Annotated in this window: 16 protein-coding genes; 12 read left to right on the top strand and 4 right to left on the bottom strand. The window is 63.8% G+C overall.

Features of this window, described 5'->3' with window-relative positions; translation table 11 throughout:
* Positions 1 to 102: 102 nt before the first annotated feature.
* The gene (locus NRG23_RS15895) at positions 103 to 294 is read left to right on the top strand and encodes a hypothetical protein (protein WP_138984938.1); all 192 of its coding nucleotides are present in this window, start codon (positions 103 to 105) and stop codon (positions 292 to 294) included.
* Positions 282 to 1,628, top strand: a complete 1,347-nt coding sequence (locus NRG23_RS15900) for an MATE family efflux transporter (RefSeq protein WP_257375048.1) — start codon at positions 282 to 284, stop codon at positions 1,626 to 1,628. Before NRG23_RS15895 ends, NRG23_RS15900 begins: the two co-directional genes overlap by 13 nt.
* A gap of 61 nt (positions 1,629 to 1,689) precedes the next feature.
* Here the strand turns inward: NRG23_RS15900 and speA are convergent, their stop codons facing one another.
* From speA to NRG23_RS15920, 4 genes are all read right to left on the bottom strand, one after another.
* Complete coding sequence (gene speA / locus NRG23_RS15905; RefSeq protein ID WP_009046779.1) at positions 1,690 to 3,603, bottom strand: arginine decarboxylase; 1,914 nt, start codon at positions 3,601 to 3,603, stop codon at positions 1,690 to 1,692.
* Positions 3,604 to 3,825: 222 nt separating this feature from the next.
* Positions 3,826 to 4,197: a translation initiation factor Sui1 gene (locus NRG23_RS15910; RefSeq protein WP_007921638.1), complete on the bottom strand. Its 372-nt coding sequence runs from the start codon at positions 4,195 to 4,197 to the stop codon at positions 3,826 to 3,828.
* Between the two features lie 201 nt (positions 4,198 to 4,398).
* Positions 4,399 to 4,935, bottom strand: a complete 537-nt coding sequence (locus NRG23_RS15915) for an NUDIX hydrolase (protein ID WP_028681586.1) — start codon at positions 4,933 to 4,935, stop codon at positions 4,399 to 4,401.
* A 3-nt stretch (positions 4,936 to 4,938) separates the two neighbouring features.
* Positions 4,939 to 6,006 carry a DUF2333 family protein gene (locus NRG23_RS15920; protein ID WP_009046777.1) on the bottom strand — a complete coding sequence of 356 codons (1,068 nt, stop codon included), beginning with the start codon at positions 6,004 to 6,006 and terminating at the stop codon, positions 4,939 to 4,941.
* A gap of 292 nt (positions 6,007 to 6,298) precedes the next feature.
* Between NRG23_RS15920 and NRG23_RS15925 the strand changes: the two genes are divergently transcribed.
* The 10 genes from NRG23_RS15925 (at position 6,299) to fis (ending at position 18,417) form a co-directional block, all read left to right on the top strand.
* A complete protein-coding gene (locus NRG23_RS15925; RefSeq protein WP_257375049.1) occupies positions 6,299 to 7,963 on the top strand; it encodes a PleD family two-component system response regulator in 1,665 nt (554 codons plus the stop codon).
* Between the two features lie 973 nt (positions 7,964 to 8,936).
* Positions 8,937 to 9,980, top strand: coding sequence for a methyl-accepting chemotaxis protein (locus NRG23_RS32850; protein WP_373922260.1), 1,044 nt, complete (start codon positions 8,937 to 8,939; stop codon positions 9,978 to 9,980).
* Between the two features lie 229 nt (positions 9,981 to 10,209).
* The gene (locus tag NRG23_RS15935) at positions 10,210 to 12,003 is read left to right on the top strand and encodes a protein-disulfide reductase DsbD (protein WP_257375051.1); all 1,794 of its coding nucleotides are present in this window, start codon (positions 10,210 to 10,212) and stop codon (positions 12,001 to 12,003) included.
* Positions 12,004 to 12,137: 134 nt separating this feature from the next.
* Positions 12,138 to 12,593 (top strand): type II 3-dehydroquinate dehydratase, encoded by a 456-nt coding sequence (gene aroQ / locus NRG23_RS15940; RefSeq protein WP_007921644.1) that lies wholly within the window; start codon positions 12,138 to 12,140, stop codon positions 12,591 to 12,593.
* Between the two features lie 24 nt (positions 12,594 to 12,617).
* Positions 12,618 to 13,079 (top strand): acetyl-CoA carboxylase biotin carboxyl carrier protein, encoded by a 462-nt coding sequence (gene accB / locus NRG23_RS15945; protein WP_009046774.1) that lies wholly within the window; start codon positions 12,618 to 12,620, stop codon positions 13,077 to 13,079.
* 17 nt (positions 13,080 to 13,096) lie between these two features.
* Positions 13,097 to 14,452: an acetyl-CoA carboxylase biotin carboxylase subunit gene (gene accC / locus NRG23_RS15950; protein WP_007921646.1), complete on the top strand. Its 1,356-nt coding sequence runs from the start codon at positions 13,097 to 13,099 to the stop codon at positions 14,450 to 14,452.
* Between the two features lie 287 nt (positions 14,453 to 14,739).
* Positions 14,740 to 15,618, top strand: coding sequence for a 50S ribosomal protein L11 methyltransferase (gene prmA, locus NRG23_RS15955; protein ID WP_063428109.1), 879 nt, complete (start codon positions 14,740 to 14,742; stop codon positions 15,616 to 15,618).
* A gap of 30 nt (positions 15,619 to 15,648) precedes the next feature.
* Positions 15,649 to 16,890, top strand: coding sequence for a DUF3426 domain-containing protein (locus NRG23_RS15960; protein WP_257375052.1), 1,242 nt, complete (start codon positions 15,649 to 15,651; stop codon positions 16,888 to 16,890).
* Between the two features lie 196 nt (positions 16,891 to 17,086).
* Positions 17,087 to 18,100, top strand: a complete 1,014-nt coding sequence (gene dusB / locus NRG23_RS15965) for a tRNA dihydrouridine synthase DusB (RefSeq protein ID WP_007921649.1) — start codon at positions 17,087 to 17,089, stop codon at positions 18,098 to 18,100.
* Positions 18,097 to 18,417 (top strand): DNA-binding transcriptional regulator Fis, encoded by a 321-nt coding sequence (fis, locus tag NRG23_RS15970; protein WP_007921650.1) that lies wholly within the window; start codon positions 18,097 to 18,099, stop codon positions 18,415 to 18,417. Before dusB ends, fis begins: the two co-directional genes overlap by 4 nt.
* Positions 18,418 to 18,428 lie beyond the last annotated feature (11 nt).

Raw genomic sequence — 18,428 nt, forward strand, 5'->3', positions numbered from 1 at the left:
GAAGGGTTGAACTATATCTCACCGCCGTCCGGCTGGCTGTGGCGCAGCGCACATTGATCGATAGAGGGCCCATCACCCGCAGCTTCTTTGTAGGAGCGAAGCTTGCTCGCGATCAGCCGCGAAGCGGCGCTTGCGCTGCCTGAGCAGACCCGGAAGAACATGAGTGAACATGCCGACGCCAATCGCGAGCAAGCTTCGCTCCTACAGGATTTGCGGCGTGATTGGGGTGGCATGGCCGGCCGGGCAAGCAGCTACAATGCCGGCTCTCGCAAGGAGCCTGCATGTCCAGCCTGATTTCTGCCTGGCGCCACCGTCCGACCCATGGTCGGGTGTGGGCGCTGGCCGCGCCGATGATTCTTTCCAATATTTCCGTGCCGCTGGTGGCGCTGGTCGACAGCACCGTCATCGGCCATTTGCCTCACGCCCACCAGCTCGGCGCGGTGGCGGTCGGCGCCAGCCTCTATACCTTTCTGGCCTGGGCCATGGGTTTTCTGCGCATGGGCGCCACCGGCTTTGCCGCCCAGGCCGCCGGGCGCGCCGACGGTGCGGCGCTGCGGCAGATCCTGGTGCAAGGCCTGCTGCTGGCCATGGGGCTGGCCCTGCTGCTGAGCGCCATAGGCGTGCCGCTGAGCGGCGCGGCCTTGCAGTTGATGCAGCCTTCGGCCGAGCTGGACGAGATGACCCGGACCTTCTTCCATACCCGCCTGCTCGGGCTGCCGGCGGCGCTGGCCAGCATGGCCCTGGTCGGCTGGTTCCTCGGCACCCAGAACGCCCGCGCACCGCTGGCGATCCTGCTGAGCACCAACCTGATCAACATCGCCCTCAACCTGTGGTTCGTGCTGGGCCTGGACTGGGGCGTGGCCGGCTCGGCCAGGGCCTCGGTGATCGCCGAATGGACCGGCGCGCTGATCGGCCTGGCCATGACCCGCCCGGCCCTGCGCGCCTATCCGGGGCGGATTGCCTGGGCGGCGCTGCAGCGCTGGGCCAGCTGGCGACCGCTGCTGGCGGTCAACCGCGACATCTTCATTCGCAGCCTGGCCCTGCAATCGGTGTTCTTCCTGATCACCGTGCAAGGCGCGCGCCTGGGGGACGCCACCGTGGCCGCCAACGCCCTGCTGCTCAACGGCCTGCTGCTGACCGCCCACGCCCTGGACGGCCTGGCCCATGCGGTGGAAGCCCTGTGCGGCCACGCCATCGGCGCCCGCGATCGCCTGGCCCTGCGCCGCTCACTGGTGGTGGCCGGCGGCTGGTCGCTGCTGGCCAGCATCGGCTTTGCCGTGCTGTTCCTGTGTGCCGGGCACCTGTTCATCGAGATGCAGACCGATATCGCCGAAGTGCGCCAGACCGCCTTCATCTACCTGCCTTACCTCGCCGCCCTGCCGCTGATCGCGGTCTGGAGCTACCTGCTGGATGGGTTGTTCATCGGCGCCACCCGCGCCCGGGAAATGCGCAACGGCATGCTGCTCAGCGTGCTTATCACCCTGCCCTGCGCCTGGGCCTTGCAGGGCCTGGGCAACCACGGCCTGTGGCTGACCTTCCTGCTGTTCATGCTGGTGCGCAGCCTGACCCTGCTGGCCTTCGCCCTGGGGCTGCGCCGGCACGACGGCTGGTTCGCTCCGGCCCGCTGAGCCTTCCGGCGAGCATAAAAAAACCACCGCAAGCGGTGGTTTTTTTCGAACGGTCGACCTATCAGGAAGACAGGTACGACGAGCGGGTCAGGCCCAGACGCAGGGCGTCGAGGAACTGGGTACGCTCGCTGGCGCTGATCTTCGCGCTGGCCACCTTGTCGCGGTAGTGCGTCATCAGCTCTTCCGGCGACAAGTGCACGTAGCGCAGCATGTCTTCGATGGTGTCGTGGGTCTCGATGCCGGCGTGGTACACGGTGCCGTTCGGGTTCTGGTAGATGTTCACCGAGTCGGTATCGCCGAACAGGTTGTGCATGTCGCCGAGGATCTCCTGGTAGGCACCGACCAGGAACACGCCCAGCAGATAGTCCTCACCCTCTTTCAAACCATGCACCGGCAGGCTGGTCTCGATGCTCTGCTCGTCGACGTACTGGTTGATCTTGCCGTCGGAGTCGCAGGTCAGGTCTTGCAGCACCGCGCGGCGCAGCGGCTCTTCGTCCAGGCGATGCAGCGGGATGATCGGCAGGACCTGGTCGATGGCCCAGGTGTCCGGCAGGCTCTGGAACACCGAGAAGTTGCAGATGTACTTGTCGGCCAGCTTGTCGTTGAGTTCGTCCAGCACCTGGCGGTGCGAGCGCTGGCGCGCCTTCAGCGAGTTGTGCAGGCGCCGGCACACGGCGAAGTAGCACTGCTCGGCCAGGGCTTTTTCGGCCAGGGTCAGCTTGCCGTCGGCGTACTGGGCGGCCACGTCGCTCATGTAGTGGGTGGCGCGCCAGTAGGTTTCGGTGACCATCTCGATGTCGGTCGGGCCCAGCAGGTCGACCAGCCATTGCACGGTTTCCGGCAGGCTTTCCTTGTTCTCGATCAGCGGCACGTCGTCGTTGTGTTTCTCGACGTCGGTCACCTGCACCACCAACATGGCGTGGTGCGCGGTCAGCGAACGACCGCTCTCGGAGAAGATGTGCGGATGCGGCAGGCTTTGCGCGTCGCAGAATTCCTTGAGCATGCCGACCACGACACCGGCGTAGTCGTCCATGTCGTAGTTGATCGAACTGGCGTTGCGCGAGTGAGTACCGTCGTAGTCCACGCCCAGGCCGCCGCCGACGTCGATGTGATCCACCGGCAGGCCGAGGTTGCGCAGCTCGCCGTAGTAACGGATGGCTTCCTTGAAACCGTGCTGGTAGTCCGCCAGGTTGGCGATCTGCGAACCCATGTGGAAGTGCAGCAGGCGGATGCCCTGGTCCAGGCCGGCGCTGCGGAAACGCTCGACCACCGACAGCAGCTGCGCCGCCGACAGGCCGAACTTGGATTTCTCGCCGCCGGTGTCGGCCCACTTGCTCGATGCCAGGGACGACAGGCGCACACGCAGGCCGACCTGCGGCTTGACCTTGAGCGTGGCGGCCTCTTCGATCACCAGGGCGACTTCGGACTCCTTCTCGATCACGATGAACACGTTGTGGCCCAGCTTCTGGCCCATCAGCGCCAGGCGGATGAACTCACGGTCCTTGTAACCGTTGCAGACGATGGTCCCGCCTTTCGGCGCCAGCGCCAGCACCGCCAGCAGCTCGGGCTTGGAGCCGGCTTCCAGGCCGATGGAGACGTTCTGGGTGGCGATGATGTTCTCGATCACCGCTTCCTGCTGGTTGACCTTGATCGGGTACAGCGCGGTGTACTTGCTCTGGTATTCCAGGCGCTCGATGTTGGCGTCGAAGGCACCGGTCAGCTGGCGCACGCGGTCCTGCAGGATATCCGGGAAGCGCACCAGCAGCGGCAGGGACAAGCCGCTCTTGCGCAGCTCCTCGACTTGTTCGAACAGGTCGATAGGCGAACTGTTCGGGCCGTTCGGACGAACTTCGACGCGACCGGCGTCATTGATCGCGAAATACCCGGCCCCCCAATGGCGAATCCCATAAACACTGCGGCTGTCCGCAACTGTCCATTGGCTGCCATCGTCTTTGCGTGTGCGTCGTACGGACATCGAAGTCCCCTATAAAGAAGTCATAGAGCGCCACCCCGGTCCGGGGCTGGCGCAGTCTAAAGAATGAAAATGACGATTAGCCTGCAACGAGGACGTAGACCTCGGTTACAGCGCTGAGTTTAGAAACCGGTCATGAACAGGCTCTGTGAAAACCATGAAGACGACGGCAAACCTGAATCGATCAGGGCTGCATCAAGTCGGGGGTGGTTTTCACAGAGGCTGCTAGCCGCCGGACTTCTTCGCCTTGAAACCGTGCTTGATCAGCTCTGCCAAGAGTAGCTCGACATGATCGCCCTGGATCTCGATGACGCCGTCTTTCAACGCGCCACCTGTGCCACAACGTTTCTTCAACGTGGTCGCCAGCTCCTTGAGCGCGTCTTCGGCCAACGGCACGCCGGTGATGGTGGTCACCGTCTTGCCGCCGCGGCCCTTGCTTTCGCGGCGCACGCGAGCGATGCCGTCGCCGGCAGGGATAACGGTTTGTTTGCAGATGCAGGCTGCCACCGGCTGGCTACAGTCCGGGCAATGTCGACCTGCGTCGGTGGAAAATACCAGGCCACCAAGGGCGGCGAAGGATGCGGCTTTTTTGGCCACCGGCAATCCTCTTGGGAGGACAAAGACTGGTCGAAGCACATGGCCTGTGCCATCGACCGCGAAGCCCCACTCAGGCAGGGGCAGCGCTACTGGACCGACCGCGCTTGTAAAGGCAGCGCCGGCTCAGCTTGAAAAAGGTCGCGCAGTGTAACGGCAAAAAGCCGACTTGCTAAGAGCCTAAGCGCGCCAATTTATACAACTTTAACGACGCCGCGCCAGATAGCGCTGCAAGGCCGCCAGGGAGTCCGGGCAATAGGGCTTTTCGGCGATTTCCCGCATCACTTCGTCGATCGAAATGAAGCGCGCTTCCAGCACCTCTTCCGGCTGCAGACGCAAAGGCCCGTCCCATACCGCCGAAAAGGCCGAACACCAGAGGCGATTGCCGGTGTCTTCGAAAAAGAAGTGGTCGTGGGCGGTCAACTCCACCCCGCTCACCCCCAGTTCTTCCTCCAGCTCACGGGCCGCCGACTCGGCGTAGCTTTCGACGGCCAGCACCATGCCGCCCGCGGCCACGTCCCAGTAACCGGGGTAGAGGGCCTTGCTCAGGGTGCGCCGATGCACGCACAGCTCACCGGCGGAATTGAACAGCAGGATATAGGTGCCGCGCCCGATCAGGCCACGCTCGCGCAACTCCGAGCGGGCCAGCGCGCCCAGCAACTGGTCTTCGCCATCGACCCAGGCGACTTGTTCGGCATCGGAGGCCGCGCGATGCGCGGCCTCATTGGAGGTAACCACCATGAATCAACCCTGGTTGAGCAATTGACGCAAGTCGATGACCGCCGCGTTGGCCCGGGAAATATAGTTGGCCATGACCAGCGAGTGGTTAGCCAGCACGCCAAAGCCGCTGCCGTTGAGAATCATCGGGCTCCACAGCGTTTCCTGGGACGCCTCCAGTTCACGGATGATCTGACGCACGCTGACGGTGGCGTTCTTCTTGGCCAGTACGTCGGCGAAGTCGACCTCGATGGCGCGCAGCAGGTGCGACAGGGCCCAGGCCTGGCCGCGAGCCTCGTAGAACACGTTGTCGATCTGCATCCAAGGGGTTTCCACCACCTCTTCGTCGACCTGCGGCGACTGGCCCGGCGCCGGGACTTCGGTTTTCAGCGCGGTGTTGAGCTTGACCCGGCCGACGCTGGCCGACAGGCGCTGGGACAGCGAACCCAGGCGGGTCCCGACGTCACCCAGCCAGTTGTTCAGGTTGTCGGCACGGGCATAGAACAGCGCGCTCTTCTGCTCCGGGTCGGACAGGCGTGCCTGGTAGCGGCTCAGGGAGTTGATGCCTTCCTGGTACTCGGACTCGCTGGACGGCAGCACCCAGCTCTTGTTGTCGAAGTTGAAGCGTGGCTCGGCCTTGGCCAGGTCGGCGTCCTCGGCGGACTGCGACTGGGAGCGGGCGAAGTCCTTGCGCAAGGCGCGGGTCAGGTCGCGGACCTGCACCAGCACGCCGTATTCCCAGCTCGGCATGTTGTCCATCCACAGGCCCGGCGGGAAACGGTCGTTGGAGATATAGCCACCCGGCTTGTTCAGCAGGGTGCCGGCCACGGTCTTGAGGGTTTCCACCGTGGTGTAGCCCACGACCATCTGCTTGCCTTCCTTCTCGGCGGCAACCTGCGCGCCTTGCTGGACCGGGAACAGCGACGGTTCCTGGCTCCAGTACCAGCCCAGGGCACCGGCCACCAGCAGGTACAGGGCCAGCAGGGTGCCCAGGGCGCGGCTGAACAGCAGGCCACCAAAGTAGCTGCGTGTCGCCGACTTGGGTTCGGCAGCACGATCCGGCGCGCTGCCCGCGCGGTTCTTCCAGTCCAGCATGGCTATATCCTTTCAATCACTTGGGTTCATCGGTTCGACCACAACCCTGCTCCATCGTGCCTCGAACCGAGCGGATTAAAAATCATCCACCGCGCAAGACGCCACATGCCGGGTGCATATCGAGCGGCCACTATAAATGAAGCACAGTTCAGAACCTATGCGACCAGTCGGTCGGGAACTGAATAAGGTCGCTTTGCAGATTGTTGACGTACGACACTCGTACAATCCATAAGAGGTGCTAGCATAGAGCCACCAGTCGATCTCAGCATGCACCCTAACTAGTAGTCAGGATATGACCGAGCCAGAAGACCCCAGCCGTGAGCGCCTCAAGCACCACTTTGCCCAGCGGGTAATTCACCAGGCTCGTCAGATCCTCGAGATATGGCAGCGCCTGCAGCGCAGCGAATGGTCGACCGCCGACATGTCCGAACTCAGCGAGGCCAACCTGCGCCTGCTGCGTTTCGCCGAACGCTTCGAGCAACCCGAACATACCCAACTGGCGCGCAGCATCAGCGATTCGCTGGAAGCGGTGGACGCCAACCGCGGGCGCCTGAGCAGCGGCCTGATCACCGACCTCAACCGCCTGATGCAACGCCTGTCGCGCACCGGCCTGCGCCATGGCGACCAGTTGGAACAGACCTTCCTGCCGCCCCTGCGCAAGCCGATCTACGTGATGCTGCAAGATCACGATCGCGGGGAGCGCCTGGCCAAGCAGCTGGAATTCTTCGGCCTTAGCGCCCAGTCCCTGGACAGTATCGCCGCGTTTCGCGCCTCGATGATCGAGCGTCTGCCCGCGGCGATCGTCATCGACGTCGATTTCTGCGGCAACGGCATGGGCCTGCAACTGGCCGCCGAAGCCCAGGAAGGCCTGGAGCAGAAGCTGCCCCTGCTGTTCTTCAGCCTCCACGAAACCGACACCCCGACCCGCCTGGCCGCCGTGCGCGCCGGCGGCCAGGAGTTCCTCACCGGTACCCTGGAGGCTTCGAGCCTGCTGGAGAAGATCGAAATCCTCACCTGCGTCGCCCAGTACGAACCCTATAAAGTGCTGATCATCGACGACTCCCGCGCCCAGGCCCTGCACACCGAACGCCTGCTCAACAGCGCCGGGATCATCACCCGGACCCTGATCGAGCCGATCCAGGCGATGGCCGAACTGGCCGACTTCCAGCCGGACCTGATCATTCTCGACATGTACATGCCAGCCTGTACCGGCACCGAACTGGCCAAGGTAATCCGCCATAACGACCGTTATGTCAGCGTGCCGATCATCTACCTGTCGGCCGAAGACGACCTGGACAAGCAGCTGGACGCCATGAGCGAAGGCGGCGACGACTTCCTGACCAAGCCGATCAAGCCGCGCCACCTGATCACCACCGTGCGCAACCGCGCCGCCCGCGCGCGCAACCTCAAGGCGCGCATGGTGCGCGACAGCCTGACCGGGCTGTACAACCACACCCATATCCTGCAACTGCTGGAAGACTGCAGCTTCCGCGCGCGCCGCGAGAACAAGCCGCTGAGCTTCGCCATGCTCGACATCGACCACTTCAAGCGGGTCAACGACAGCCACGGCCACCCCATGGGCGACCGGGTGATCAAGAGCCTGGCGCTGTTTCTCAAGCAGCGCCTGCGCAAGACCGACTTCATCGGCCGCTACGGCGGCGAAGAGTTCGCCATCGTCATGCCCGACACCGACCTGGAAGCCGCCTGCAAGGTGCTGGATGAAATCCGCCAGCGCTTTGCCGAGATCCACTACCCGGCCCAGCCGCAGGACCTGTGGTGCACCTTCAGCGCCGGGGTGGTCGAACTGCGGGAAGATTCCGACAGCCTGATGATGGCCAGCCAGGCCGACGAAGCGCTCTATCGCGCCAAGGACAGCGGACGAAACCGCGTCCAGGCGGCGCGCCATCAAAGCGCCACTTTTTCACCGGAACCCACCGATTCGGTCATAACCCTGTAATACAAACGCAATAAATTCAGGCGCTTACCATTCAAGTCGTTGGTAGAACGCGATGCGCCTGAAGCTGCTGACCAATCTCAATACCCTGCTATTAGTTGCCGTTTGCCTGGCCCTGGGCGCCACGCTCTGGTGGTCGCAACGCGCCCTCGAACGCCCCTATCTATTGATGGAACGCTACCTGGGCTTGTCCCAGCAGTTCCAGAACCAGGCGGCGCGCAACATCGACGACTACCTGGCCAGCGGCGACGCCCTGCGCCTGAGCAGCGCCAGCCAGGCCATCGAAACCCTGCAGGCCCAGCTCGGCGAACTGCCCGCGGAACTGGCGCAAAGCCTGCGCCCGAGCCTTTCGGGCCTGGCCGAATTCAGCAAGACCGACCTGCTGGCCGCCGGCAAACTGGCCGGCGATCCACAGGCGCTGCTGCTACAGGCCGAGCGCGAGCTGGGGGCCAGCCTCGAACAATTGAGCCAATACGCCACCGGAGCCGCCAGCAATCCAAGCGCCGCGACCTACCTGCCGCTGCTGCTGAGCGCCTCCCAGCACCTGGGCAAGCTGTCCCTGGCCCGGGAAAAACTGGTGAGCAGCGGCCGCAGCGAGCTGGCCGCCGACGTCGAGCGCGAAGTGAGCAACATGCGCGCCCAGGCCGAGCAGCTGGACGCCCTGCCCTTGCTGGGTGTCGCGGCCAGCAACGAGTCGAATACCGATGACTTCGCCGCCATGATGGGCCTGGAGAACACCGAGAAAGCCGCCGCCGAAGACGCCGGCATCGGCCTCAAGCGCGAACTCAACAGCCTGCTCGGTCGTTACCCCGCCGAGCTGAACCGCACCCGCGAGCAGATCCAGAAACGCGCCGACCTCAGCGCCGCCACCCACCTGAAAATCACCGCCGTGCAGCAGGCCATCGCCGAACTTGAGCCGGTGGTGCGCGCCCAGCATGGGCAGATCCAGGGCGAAGTACGGCTGATGCAGGGTCTGATGATCGGCCTGATCCTGCTGATCGCCCTGCTTATCGATACCTTGCAGCGCCGGCTGGCGCGGGTCCTGACCAACCTGGCGCCGGCCCTGTCGACCTGGGCCGAAGGCGACTTCAGCCGCGACATCCAGCTGGGCCGGACCAACCGCGAACTGCACGATATCGAAGAGTCCCTGAACCGTCTGCGTGCCTACCTGGTGGACCTGGTGGGCACCATCCGGCAGAACGCCGAACAGGTCGCCGGCAGCAGCCGCGCCCTGGCGGACCTGAGCAGCGGCCTGCACGGCGGCGCCGAGCGCCAGGCCGGGGATACCGCGCAGATCCGTGACGCCCTGGGCGAGCTGGAAGCGACCATCCAGCAAGTCGCCGGCGATGCCAGCCAGGCCGCCGATGCCAGCCGCAGCGCCGGGCTGGCGGTGGAACAGGGGCAGAAAGTGATCGGCCTGAGCCTGACCGGGCTGCATGCCCTGGTCGGCGAAGTGCAGGGCAACGCGCAGATGATCGAACAGCTGGCCGAGGAATCAGCGACCATCAGCGGCGTGCTCACAGTGATCCGCTCCATTGCCGACCAGACCAACCTGCTGGCCCTGAACGCCGCCATCGAAGCCGCGCGGGCCGGGGAAATGGGTCGCGGCTTTGCCGTGGTCGCCGAGGAAGTGCGCTCCCTGGCGCAACGCACCGCTGGCGCCACCGCCGAGATCCAGACCCTGATCGCCGGCCTGCAGGCCGCCGCCCGGCAATCGGTGGAGGGCATGCGCGCCCAGGTCGAACATGCCGAAGCCACCGCCAGCCAGGCCCAGGCCGCCGACGGTGCGCTGGATGAAATCGTCGGGGCGATCCAGACCATCTCCGACACCGCCATCCGCATCGCCGATGTCACGGCCCAGCAAAGCGGCGCCGTCAGCGAAATCCGCGACCACAGCGAGCGCATCCATCAATTGGGTGGGGATAACCTGCAACGCATCGGCGAAGGCCGCGAACAAGGCGAGAACCTGCTGGCCCTGGGCGGCCAACTGCACACGGCGGTGCAGGCGTTCCGCGTCTGACCCTGTAGCCGCTGCCGAGCTTGCGAGGCTGCGATCGAGGACGCAGTCCTCGCAAAGCCGCCCCATGTGGTTTGCCTGAAAGAGCACGGTTGCAGACTTTGCGGCCGCTACGTTGGAATGCCGCCTAGACCGATCGCAGCCTCGCAAGCTCGGCAGCGGCTACAGGGCGCATGCGCAGAGTCAGCCGCTCTCCGCTATCATGCGCACACCTTCGATTCGCGAGATTGCCATGCGTCTCCTGCTTTGCCTGATGCTGTTCGTGCTTGCCCTGCCGGCGACCGCCGCCGGGCTGCTGGACAGCCGCCCCAGTTCGACCCTGGGTTCGATCAACAACAGCGCCGACTTCCTGCCGGTGCGCGAAGCGTTCCAGCTGAGCCTGCTACAAGGCACGCCGCAATCGATCAAGCTGCGTTTTGTCGCCACCGAGGGTTATTACCTCTATCGCCACCGCTTCCAGTTCCGCGCCGAGCCCGCCGACATCGCCCTGAGTGCCGCCCAACTGCCCAAGGGTGAACAGAAACACGACGAGTTTTTCGGCGACGTCGAGGTCTACCACGGCATTGTCGATGTCGAACTGCCGCGCATCGGCGCAGATCAACGGGCCTTCACCCTGGTCGTGACCTACCAGGGCTGCGCCGACAAGGGCCTGTGTTATCCACCGGAAACCGAGCGTTTGCAGATCGATGGCGCCGCCTCTTCTGCCAATGCCTCAAGTGCCGGCAGCCCCGCTACCGACAGTGGGAAAACCGGCTGGAGCTGGCGCGAACTGGCGCTGTTCTTCCTTGCCGGCATCGGCCTGACCTTTACTCCCTGCGTCCTGCCGATGCTGCCGATTCTGTCCGGCGTGGTCCTCAAGGGCCAGGTCGGCGGCTGGCGCGGCTTCAATCTGTCGCTGGCCTATGTGTTGCCGATGGCCGCCTGTTTCGCCCTGCTCGGCGCCTTGATGGGGCTGTTCGGCGCCCAGCTCAATTTGCAGGCGCGCCTGCAATCGGCCTGGGTGCTGGTGCCTTTTGCGTTGTTCTTCGTCGTGTTCGCCCTGGCGATGTTCGATGTCTTCGAACTCAAGCTGCCGCGTTTTGTCAGCCAACGCCTGGAACGCATCGCCGGGCGCACCGAAGGCGGCTCGCTGTGGGGCGCGGCGGTTCTCGGCGTGGTGTCCAGCCTGCTGGTATCGCCGTGCGTTTCGGCGCCGCTGGCAGGCGCCCTGCTGTATATCAGCGCCAGCGGCGACGCCCTGGGTGGCGCCCTGAAACTGTTCGCCCTGGGCCTGGGCATGGGCGCGCCGCTGTTGCTGGTGGCCACCGGCGGCGCGGCCTGGCTGCCGAAAAGCGGGCCATGGCTGGTCTACGTGAAAAACGCCATTGGCGTGCTGCTGCTCGGCCTGGCGATCGGCCTGCTGAGCCGGGTCTTGCCGGGCCAGGTCAGCCTGTTGCTGATTGGTGCGCTGGCGGCCGGTGTCGGCCTGTTTCTCGGCGCCCTGGAATTTGTCTACAAGGCACCGCGCGCGCGCCTGGCGCAGCTGTGCGGGCTGTTCCTGCTGGTGTATGCCCTGGCCTGCTGGTACGGCGCATTCAGCGGCCAGACCGATCCGTTCAGCCCGCTCGCCCGCGCACCGGTCGCGACCACCAGCAACAGCCCTGAGAAAACCAGCGCCGGCCAGTGGCAGACCGTCACCACCCCCGGCGAGCTGGACCAGGCCCTGGCCGATGCCCGAAACGCGGGAGTCCCACTGCTCCTCGACTGGTACGCCGACTGGTGCATCAGTTGCAAAGTCATCGAACGCGAGGTGCTCGGCGACCGCCAGGTCGTCGAACGCCTGCAGGGCTATCGCCTGGTCCGCTTCGATATCACCGCCAGCAACCGCGAACAGCGCGCCCTGCTGGACCGCTACCACCTGTTCGGCCCGCCGGCGCTGATGTTCTTCGGCAAAGATGGCGTCGAACGTGCCGATGTGCGCGTGGTCGGCGAAATCAGCGCCGCGGACTTCGCCGAACGCATTGCCGCAGCGAATGACCGGAATTAGTCAGTTGGTCACATATTTCGCGTAAACATCGGTCATCGTGCTGCCTATTGCAGAGAACTGGACAGTCACAAAGGCTTTGCGGCATAGTCGCCGGGTTCTGAATAATGGCCCACAGATAAAACAAGGAACGGCAGATGGCGACCCTACTGGTGCTTCACGGACCCAATCTGAACCTGCTCGGCACCCGTGAACCGGGGGTCTACGGCGCAGTCACCCTGGCTGAGATCAACCAGGACCTGGAACGCCGGGCTCGCGAGGCCGGCCACCATTTGCTCTACCTGCAAAGCAACGCCGAGTATGAATTGATCGACCGTATCCATGCTGCCCGCGATGAAGGCGTGGACTTCATTCTGATCAATCCAGCAGCTTTTACGCATACAAGTGTCGCATTACGTGACGCGCTGCTGGCGGTGAGCATCCCATTCATCGAAGTGCATTTGTCTAACGTGCACAAACGCGAACCTTTCCGCCATCACTCCTACTTCTCCGACGTTGCGGTGGGAGTGATCTGCGGCCTTGGCGCCAGCGGTTACCGACTGGCCCTGGAGGCCGCACTAGAGCAGCTTGAACAACAAGCTAAACGCCCCTGACCGACCCTTGGGAGTTGATGATTCATGGATATCCGTAAAGTTAAGAAACTGATCGAACTGCTGGAAGAGTCCGGCATCGACGAGCTGGAGATCAAGGAAGGCGAAGAGTCCGTACGCATCAGCCGCCACAGCAAGACTCCAGCCCAGCAGTACTACGCACCGGCACCGATGGCTGCTCCGGCCGCCGCACCTGCCGCTGCCGCTCCGGCCGCCGCCGCTGCACCAGCAGCTCCAGCTGCCCCAGCGCTGAACGGCACCGTTGCCCGTTCGCCGATGGTCGGCACCTTCTACCGCAAATCCTCGCCAACCTCGCCAGCCTTCGTTGAAGTCGGCCAGAGCGTGAAGAAAGGCGACACCCTGTGCATCGTCGAAGCCATGAAGATGATGAACCACATCGAAGCTGAAACCAGCGGTGTGATCGAATCCATCCTCGTCGAAGACGGCCAGCCGGTTGAGTACGACCAACCGCTGTTCACCATCGTTTGAACCGCGGAGAGCCAACGATGTCTGCGAAGTTGGAAAAAGTTCTGATCGCCAACCGCGGTGAAATCGCCCTGCGGATCCTGCGTGCCTGCAAAGAGATGGGTATCAAGACCGTCGCCGTTTACTCCAAGGCCGACAAGGAACTGATGCACCTGGGTCTGGCAGACGAATCCGTCTGCATCGGCCCGGCCTCCGCCGCGCACTCCTACCTGCACATTCCGGCGATCATCGCGGCCGCCGAAGTGACTGGCGCCACCGCCATTCACCCAGGCTACGGCTTCCTCGCGGAAAACGCCGACTTCGCCGAGCAGGTCGAGAACTCCGGCTTCGCCTTCATCGGCCCGAAAGCCGAGACCATTCGCCTGATGGGCGACAAGGTATCGGCCAAGCACGCGATGATCGCTGCCGGCGTACCGACCGTTCCCGGTTCCGACGGCCCGCTGCCGGAAGACGAAGAAACCGCGTTGCGCATCGGCCGTGAAGTCGGCTACCCGGTGATCATCAAGGCCGCTGGCGGCGGCGGTGGTCGCGGCATGCGCGTGGTGCATAAAGAAGAAGACCTGATCTCCTCGGCCAAGCTGACCCGCTCCGAAGCGGGCGCGGCGTTCGGCAACCCGATGGTCTACCTGGAGAAGTTCCTGACCAACCCACGCCACGTGGAAGTCCAGGTACTGTCCGACGGCCAGGGCAACGCGATCCACCTGGGCGACCGCGACTGCTCCCTGCAGCGTCGTCACCAGAAGGTGCTTGAAGAAGCGCCGGCCCCGGGCATCGACGAAACCGCTCGCCAGGAAGTCTTCGCGCGCTGCGTCAAGGCGTGCATCGACATCGGCTACCGCGGTGCCGGTACCTTCGAGTTCCTGTACGAGAACGGTCGTTTCTACTTCATCGAGATGAACACTCGCGTGCAGGTAGAGCACCCGGTATCGGAAATGGTCACTGGCGTCGACATCGTCAAGGAGATGCTGAGCATCGCCGCTGGCAACAAGCTGTCGATCTCCCAGAAGGACGTAGTCATTCGTGGCCACGCCCTGGAATGCCGGATCAACGCCGAAGACCCGAAAACCTTCATGCCAAGCCCAGGCACGGTCAAGCATTTCCATGCTCCGGGCGGCAATGGCGTACGCGTCGACTCGCACCTGTACAGCGGTTACGCGGTTCCACCGAACTACGATTCGTTGATCGGCAAGCTGATCACTTACGGGGCAACCCGTGAAGAAGCCATGGCGCGCATGCGCAATGCGCTGGACGAAATCGTGGTCGACGGGATCAAGACCAACATTCCGCTGCACCGCGACCTGACTCGTGACGAAGGCTTCTGCAAAGGTGGTGTGAACATTCACTACCTGGAGCACAAGCTGGCCGGTCAACACTGATCGACACCGCACCAGACCGACAAGGCCGCTTTCGAGCGGCCTTGTCGTTTCTGCCCCTCCAGCAGGAGCGAGCTTGCTCGCGATAGGGGCATCAGCGACAACACGCATTTTCCTGGTGTTACGCGGCGCCCCTGCAGGCATCGCGAGCAAGCTCGCCCCTACAGAGAGGCGGTGTGGGCAAGTGGAAATGGCGCCTGGCGTGTCGTCTTCTGCTTCCTGCTCGCGTAAACTTGCGCGCTTCTCGCAGCCCGCTAGGCTGCACATTACATATTTCAAAGGTGCCCGCCATGCCTTGGCTGCAAGTCCGTCTCGCCATCAGCCCAGAACAAGCCGAAACCTACGAAGACGCTTTTCTCGAAGTCGGCGCCGTTTCGGTGACCTTCATGGACGCCGAGGATCAGCCGATCTTCGAACCGGAACTCAACACCACCCCGCTGTGGAATCACACTCACCTGCTGGCCCTGTTCGAAGGCGGCACCGAGGCTGCCAGCGTGCTGGCCCACCTTGAGCTGCTGACCGGCAGCCCGCTGCCCGAACATCACAGCGAAGTGATCGAAGACCAGGACTGGGAACGCAGCTGGATGGACAACTTCCAACCGATGCGTTTCGGCCAGCGCCTGTGGATCGTCCCCAGCTGGCACGCCGCTCCCGAGCCGGACGCGGTCAACCTGCTGCTCGATCCGGGCCTGGCCTTCGGCACCGGCACGCACCCGACCACCGCGCTGTGCCTGGAATGGCTCGACGGCCAGGACCTGAAAGACTGCAACGTGCTGGACTTCGGTTGCGGCTCGGGGATCCTGGCGATCGCCGCCCTGCTACTGGGCGCCAAGCAGGCGGTGGGCACCGACATCGACGTGCAGGCCCTGGAAGCCTCCCGCGACAACGCCGGGCGCAACAACATCGCCGAAGAACTATTCCCGCTCTATCTGCCGGAAGACCTGCCACAGGTCCAGGCGGACGTGCTGGTCGCCAATATCCTCGCCGGCCCGCTGGTTTCCCTGGCGCCGCAACTGTCCCGCCTGGTCAAGAGCGGCGGACGCCTGGCGCTGTCGGGCATCCTCGCCGAACAAGGTGAAGAAGTCGCGGCCGCCTACGCCCAGGACTTCGACCTGGATCCTATCGCCAACCTCGATGGCTGGGTACGCATCACCGGCCGTCGGCGCTAGAATGGCCGCCTGCATGAACCGGATCGCCGCATGACCGACAGTTTCGTCACCCAGTGCCCGCATTGCCAGACCAGCTTCCGCGTCAGCCACGCTCAGTTGAGCGTGGCCCGGGGCGTGGTGCGCTGCGGCTCGTGCCTGCAGGTGTTCAACGCCGCACGGCAGTTGCTTGAGCAACGCGCTGGCAAGGACGCTGTCGCTGCACTTTCCACACCGGCCACCCCTACCGAACCGCTGACCCCGCCGCCACCGCGCGCCATCAGCCAGAAGCAGTGGAGCGCCACCGAACTCGACCTGGACAGCCTCGACCTGGACGAGGAGCTGGCCAAGCTCGAACAGCGGGAAATCCAGCCGACCAAGGCCTTTGGCCAGGAGCGCGCCGCCAGGGAAGACACCCTCAGTGCCCGCCGCGACCAGCCGGAAGCCGAAGAGGAACACTGGCCCGACAGCCTGTTCAGCCAGCCACCCGGCAGCAGCGACGACCTCGACGAAAAAACCGAGCCGGCCGCCGTCAATGCCGGCCGGTCCGGGCGTACCGAACCGTCGCTGTCCTTCAACCTGGACGATCTGGAAGACGAACCCAAGGCGCCCTCCCTGCTCCCGGACGACGACCTGGAGCCCATGCCAGCGCACAGCTCCCTGAAGGCCGACGAGCCCGATGAGATCGAGCCGCCAGCCAGCCCGACGCCACGACGCAACAAGCGTGGCCGCGCCGAGCCCGAGGCGCCGGACCCCGTGCTGCTGGACCTGGAAGACGACCCGATCCAGCTGGACTGGCAAAAGCGCCGCTCGCCCTGGGGCCGCCGCCTGCTCTGGAGTTTGTTGATCCTGCTGGCCGCCGCCGGCCTGGCGGGCCAGTACATTGCCTATCACTTCGACGAACTGGCGCGCCAGGACCAGTACCGCCCCTGGTTCCAGCAACTGTGCCCGGAACTGGGTTGCACCGTGCCCTCGAAGGTCGATATCGGTCGCATCAAGAGCAGCAACCTGGTGGTGCGCAGCCACCCGGACTTCAGCGGCGCCCTGGTAGTGGATGCGATCATCTACAACCGCGCGCCGTTCTCCCAGCCCTTCCCGCTGCTGGAGCTGCGTTTCGCCGACCTCAACGGCCATCTGATCGCCAGTCGTCGCTTCAAGCCCGGCGAATACGTCAAGGGTGAACTCGAAGGCGTGTCGGAGATGCCGCCGCAGACGCCGATCCACATCGCGCTGGACATCCTCGATCCGGGCCCCAAGGCCGTCAACTACAGCCTAAGCTTTCACTCGCCCGAGTAAGACAGGCCATCCGAGCAAAGGCCGCGCTGGATTGACGACGGTTTTCTGACTGCTGCCCAGCGGACCAAACCGTTGGCGATAACAGAATAACTGTTCAGATTTTATCCAATTCAGCCTTTATCCGGTCATCGAGAGCGGGTATCATGCCAACCCTTTTTCGAACTCTCATGATCCGGCCCCACAACAGGGAAGTCCTATGTCGGCGGTACGCATCGGCCCATATACATTGCACAACGGCTTGATTCTCGCCCCCATGGCGGGAGTCACCGACCAGCCCTTTCGTCAGCTTTGCAAGCGGTTGGGTGCAGGCCTTGTAGTCTCGGAAATGGTCACCAGCGACATGAGTTTGTGGAACAGTCGCAAATCGCGTCTGCGCATGATCCACGAGGGTGATCCCGAGCCGCGCTCGGTACAGATCGCCGGTGGCGATGCACAGATGCTGGCGGATGCCGCCCGCGCCAACGTCGAGTTGGGCGCACAGATTATTGATATCAACATGGGTTGCCCGGCAAAGAAGGTCTGCAACAAGGCCGCCGGCTCCGCGTTACTGAAAGATGAAGATCTGGTGAACGAGATCCTGCAGGCCGTGGTGGCCGCAGTCGATGTGCCGGTCACCCTGAAGATCCGTACCGGCTGGGACCGGGCGAACAAGAACGGCCTGACGGTGGCGAAGATCGCCGAACAGGCAGGTATCACGGCATTGGCGGTCCATGGCCGGACCCGGGCCGACCTGTACACCGGTGTTGCCGAGTACGACACCATCGCTGCGATCAAGCAGGCGGTGTCGATCCCGGTCTTCGCCAACGGCGATATCGACTCGCCCGAAAAGGCCCGCTACGTCCTCGACGCTACCGGTGCCGACGGGCTGTTGATTGGCCGGGCCGCTCAGGGGCGGCCATGGATTTTTCGTGAAATCGAGCATTTTCTGCGTACCGGTCAAACCCTGCCGGCACCTGAGCTGTTCGAGGTGGAACGTATTCTGCTTGAGCATCTGGCCGCGCTGCATGCCTTCTATGGCGATGTCATGGGCGTACGCATTGCTCGCAAGCATGTGGGCTGGTATCTCGCAACCCTGCCGGGCGCCAGGGAGTTTCGCGCCCACTTCAATCGTTTGGAAGATACGGAAGCACAGTGCGCCAACGTTCGTGAGTTCTTTGCCGAGCGTTACAAGAGCCTGGTGACAGGGGACGGAGAGGGGGTGGCCGCATGACGATGATGACCGAGACTTTAGTGAGTGGAACAGCACCCGTGAGCGACAACGTGAATTTGAAACAGCACCTCAATACACCGAGCGAAGAAGGCCAGACCCTTCGCGGGAGTGTCGAGAAGGCGCTGCACAATTATTTCGCCCACCTTGAGGGCGCGGCCGTCACGGACGTGTACAACCTGGTGCTCTCCGAAGTCGAGGCTCCGTTGCTCGAAAGCGTGATGAACTACGTCAAGGGCAACCAGACCAAGGCCAGCGAGCTGCTCGGTCTGAACCGCGGCACCCTGCGCAAGAAACTCAAGCAGTACGATTTGCTGTAAGCATTCAATCA

This window comes from Pseudomonas sp. T8 (assembly GCF_024610635.1).
Taxonomy (GTDB): Bacteria; Pseudomonadota; Gammaproteobacteria; order Pseudomonadales; family Pseudomonadaceae; genus Aquipseudomonas; species Aquipseudomonas chlororaphis_I.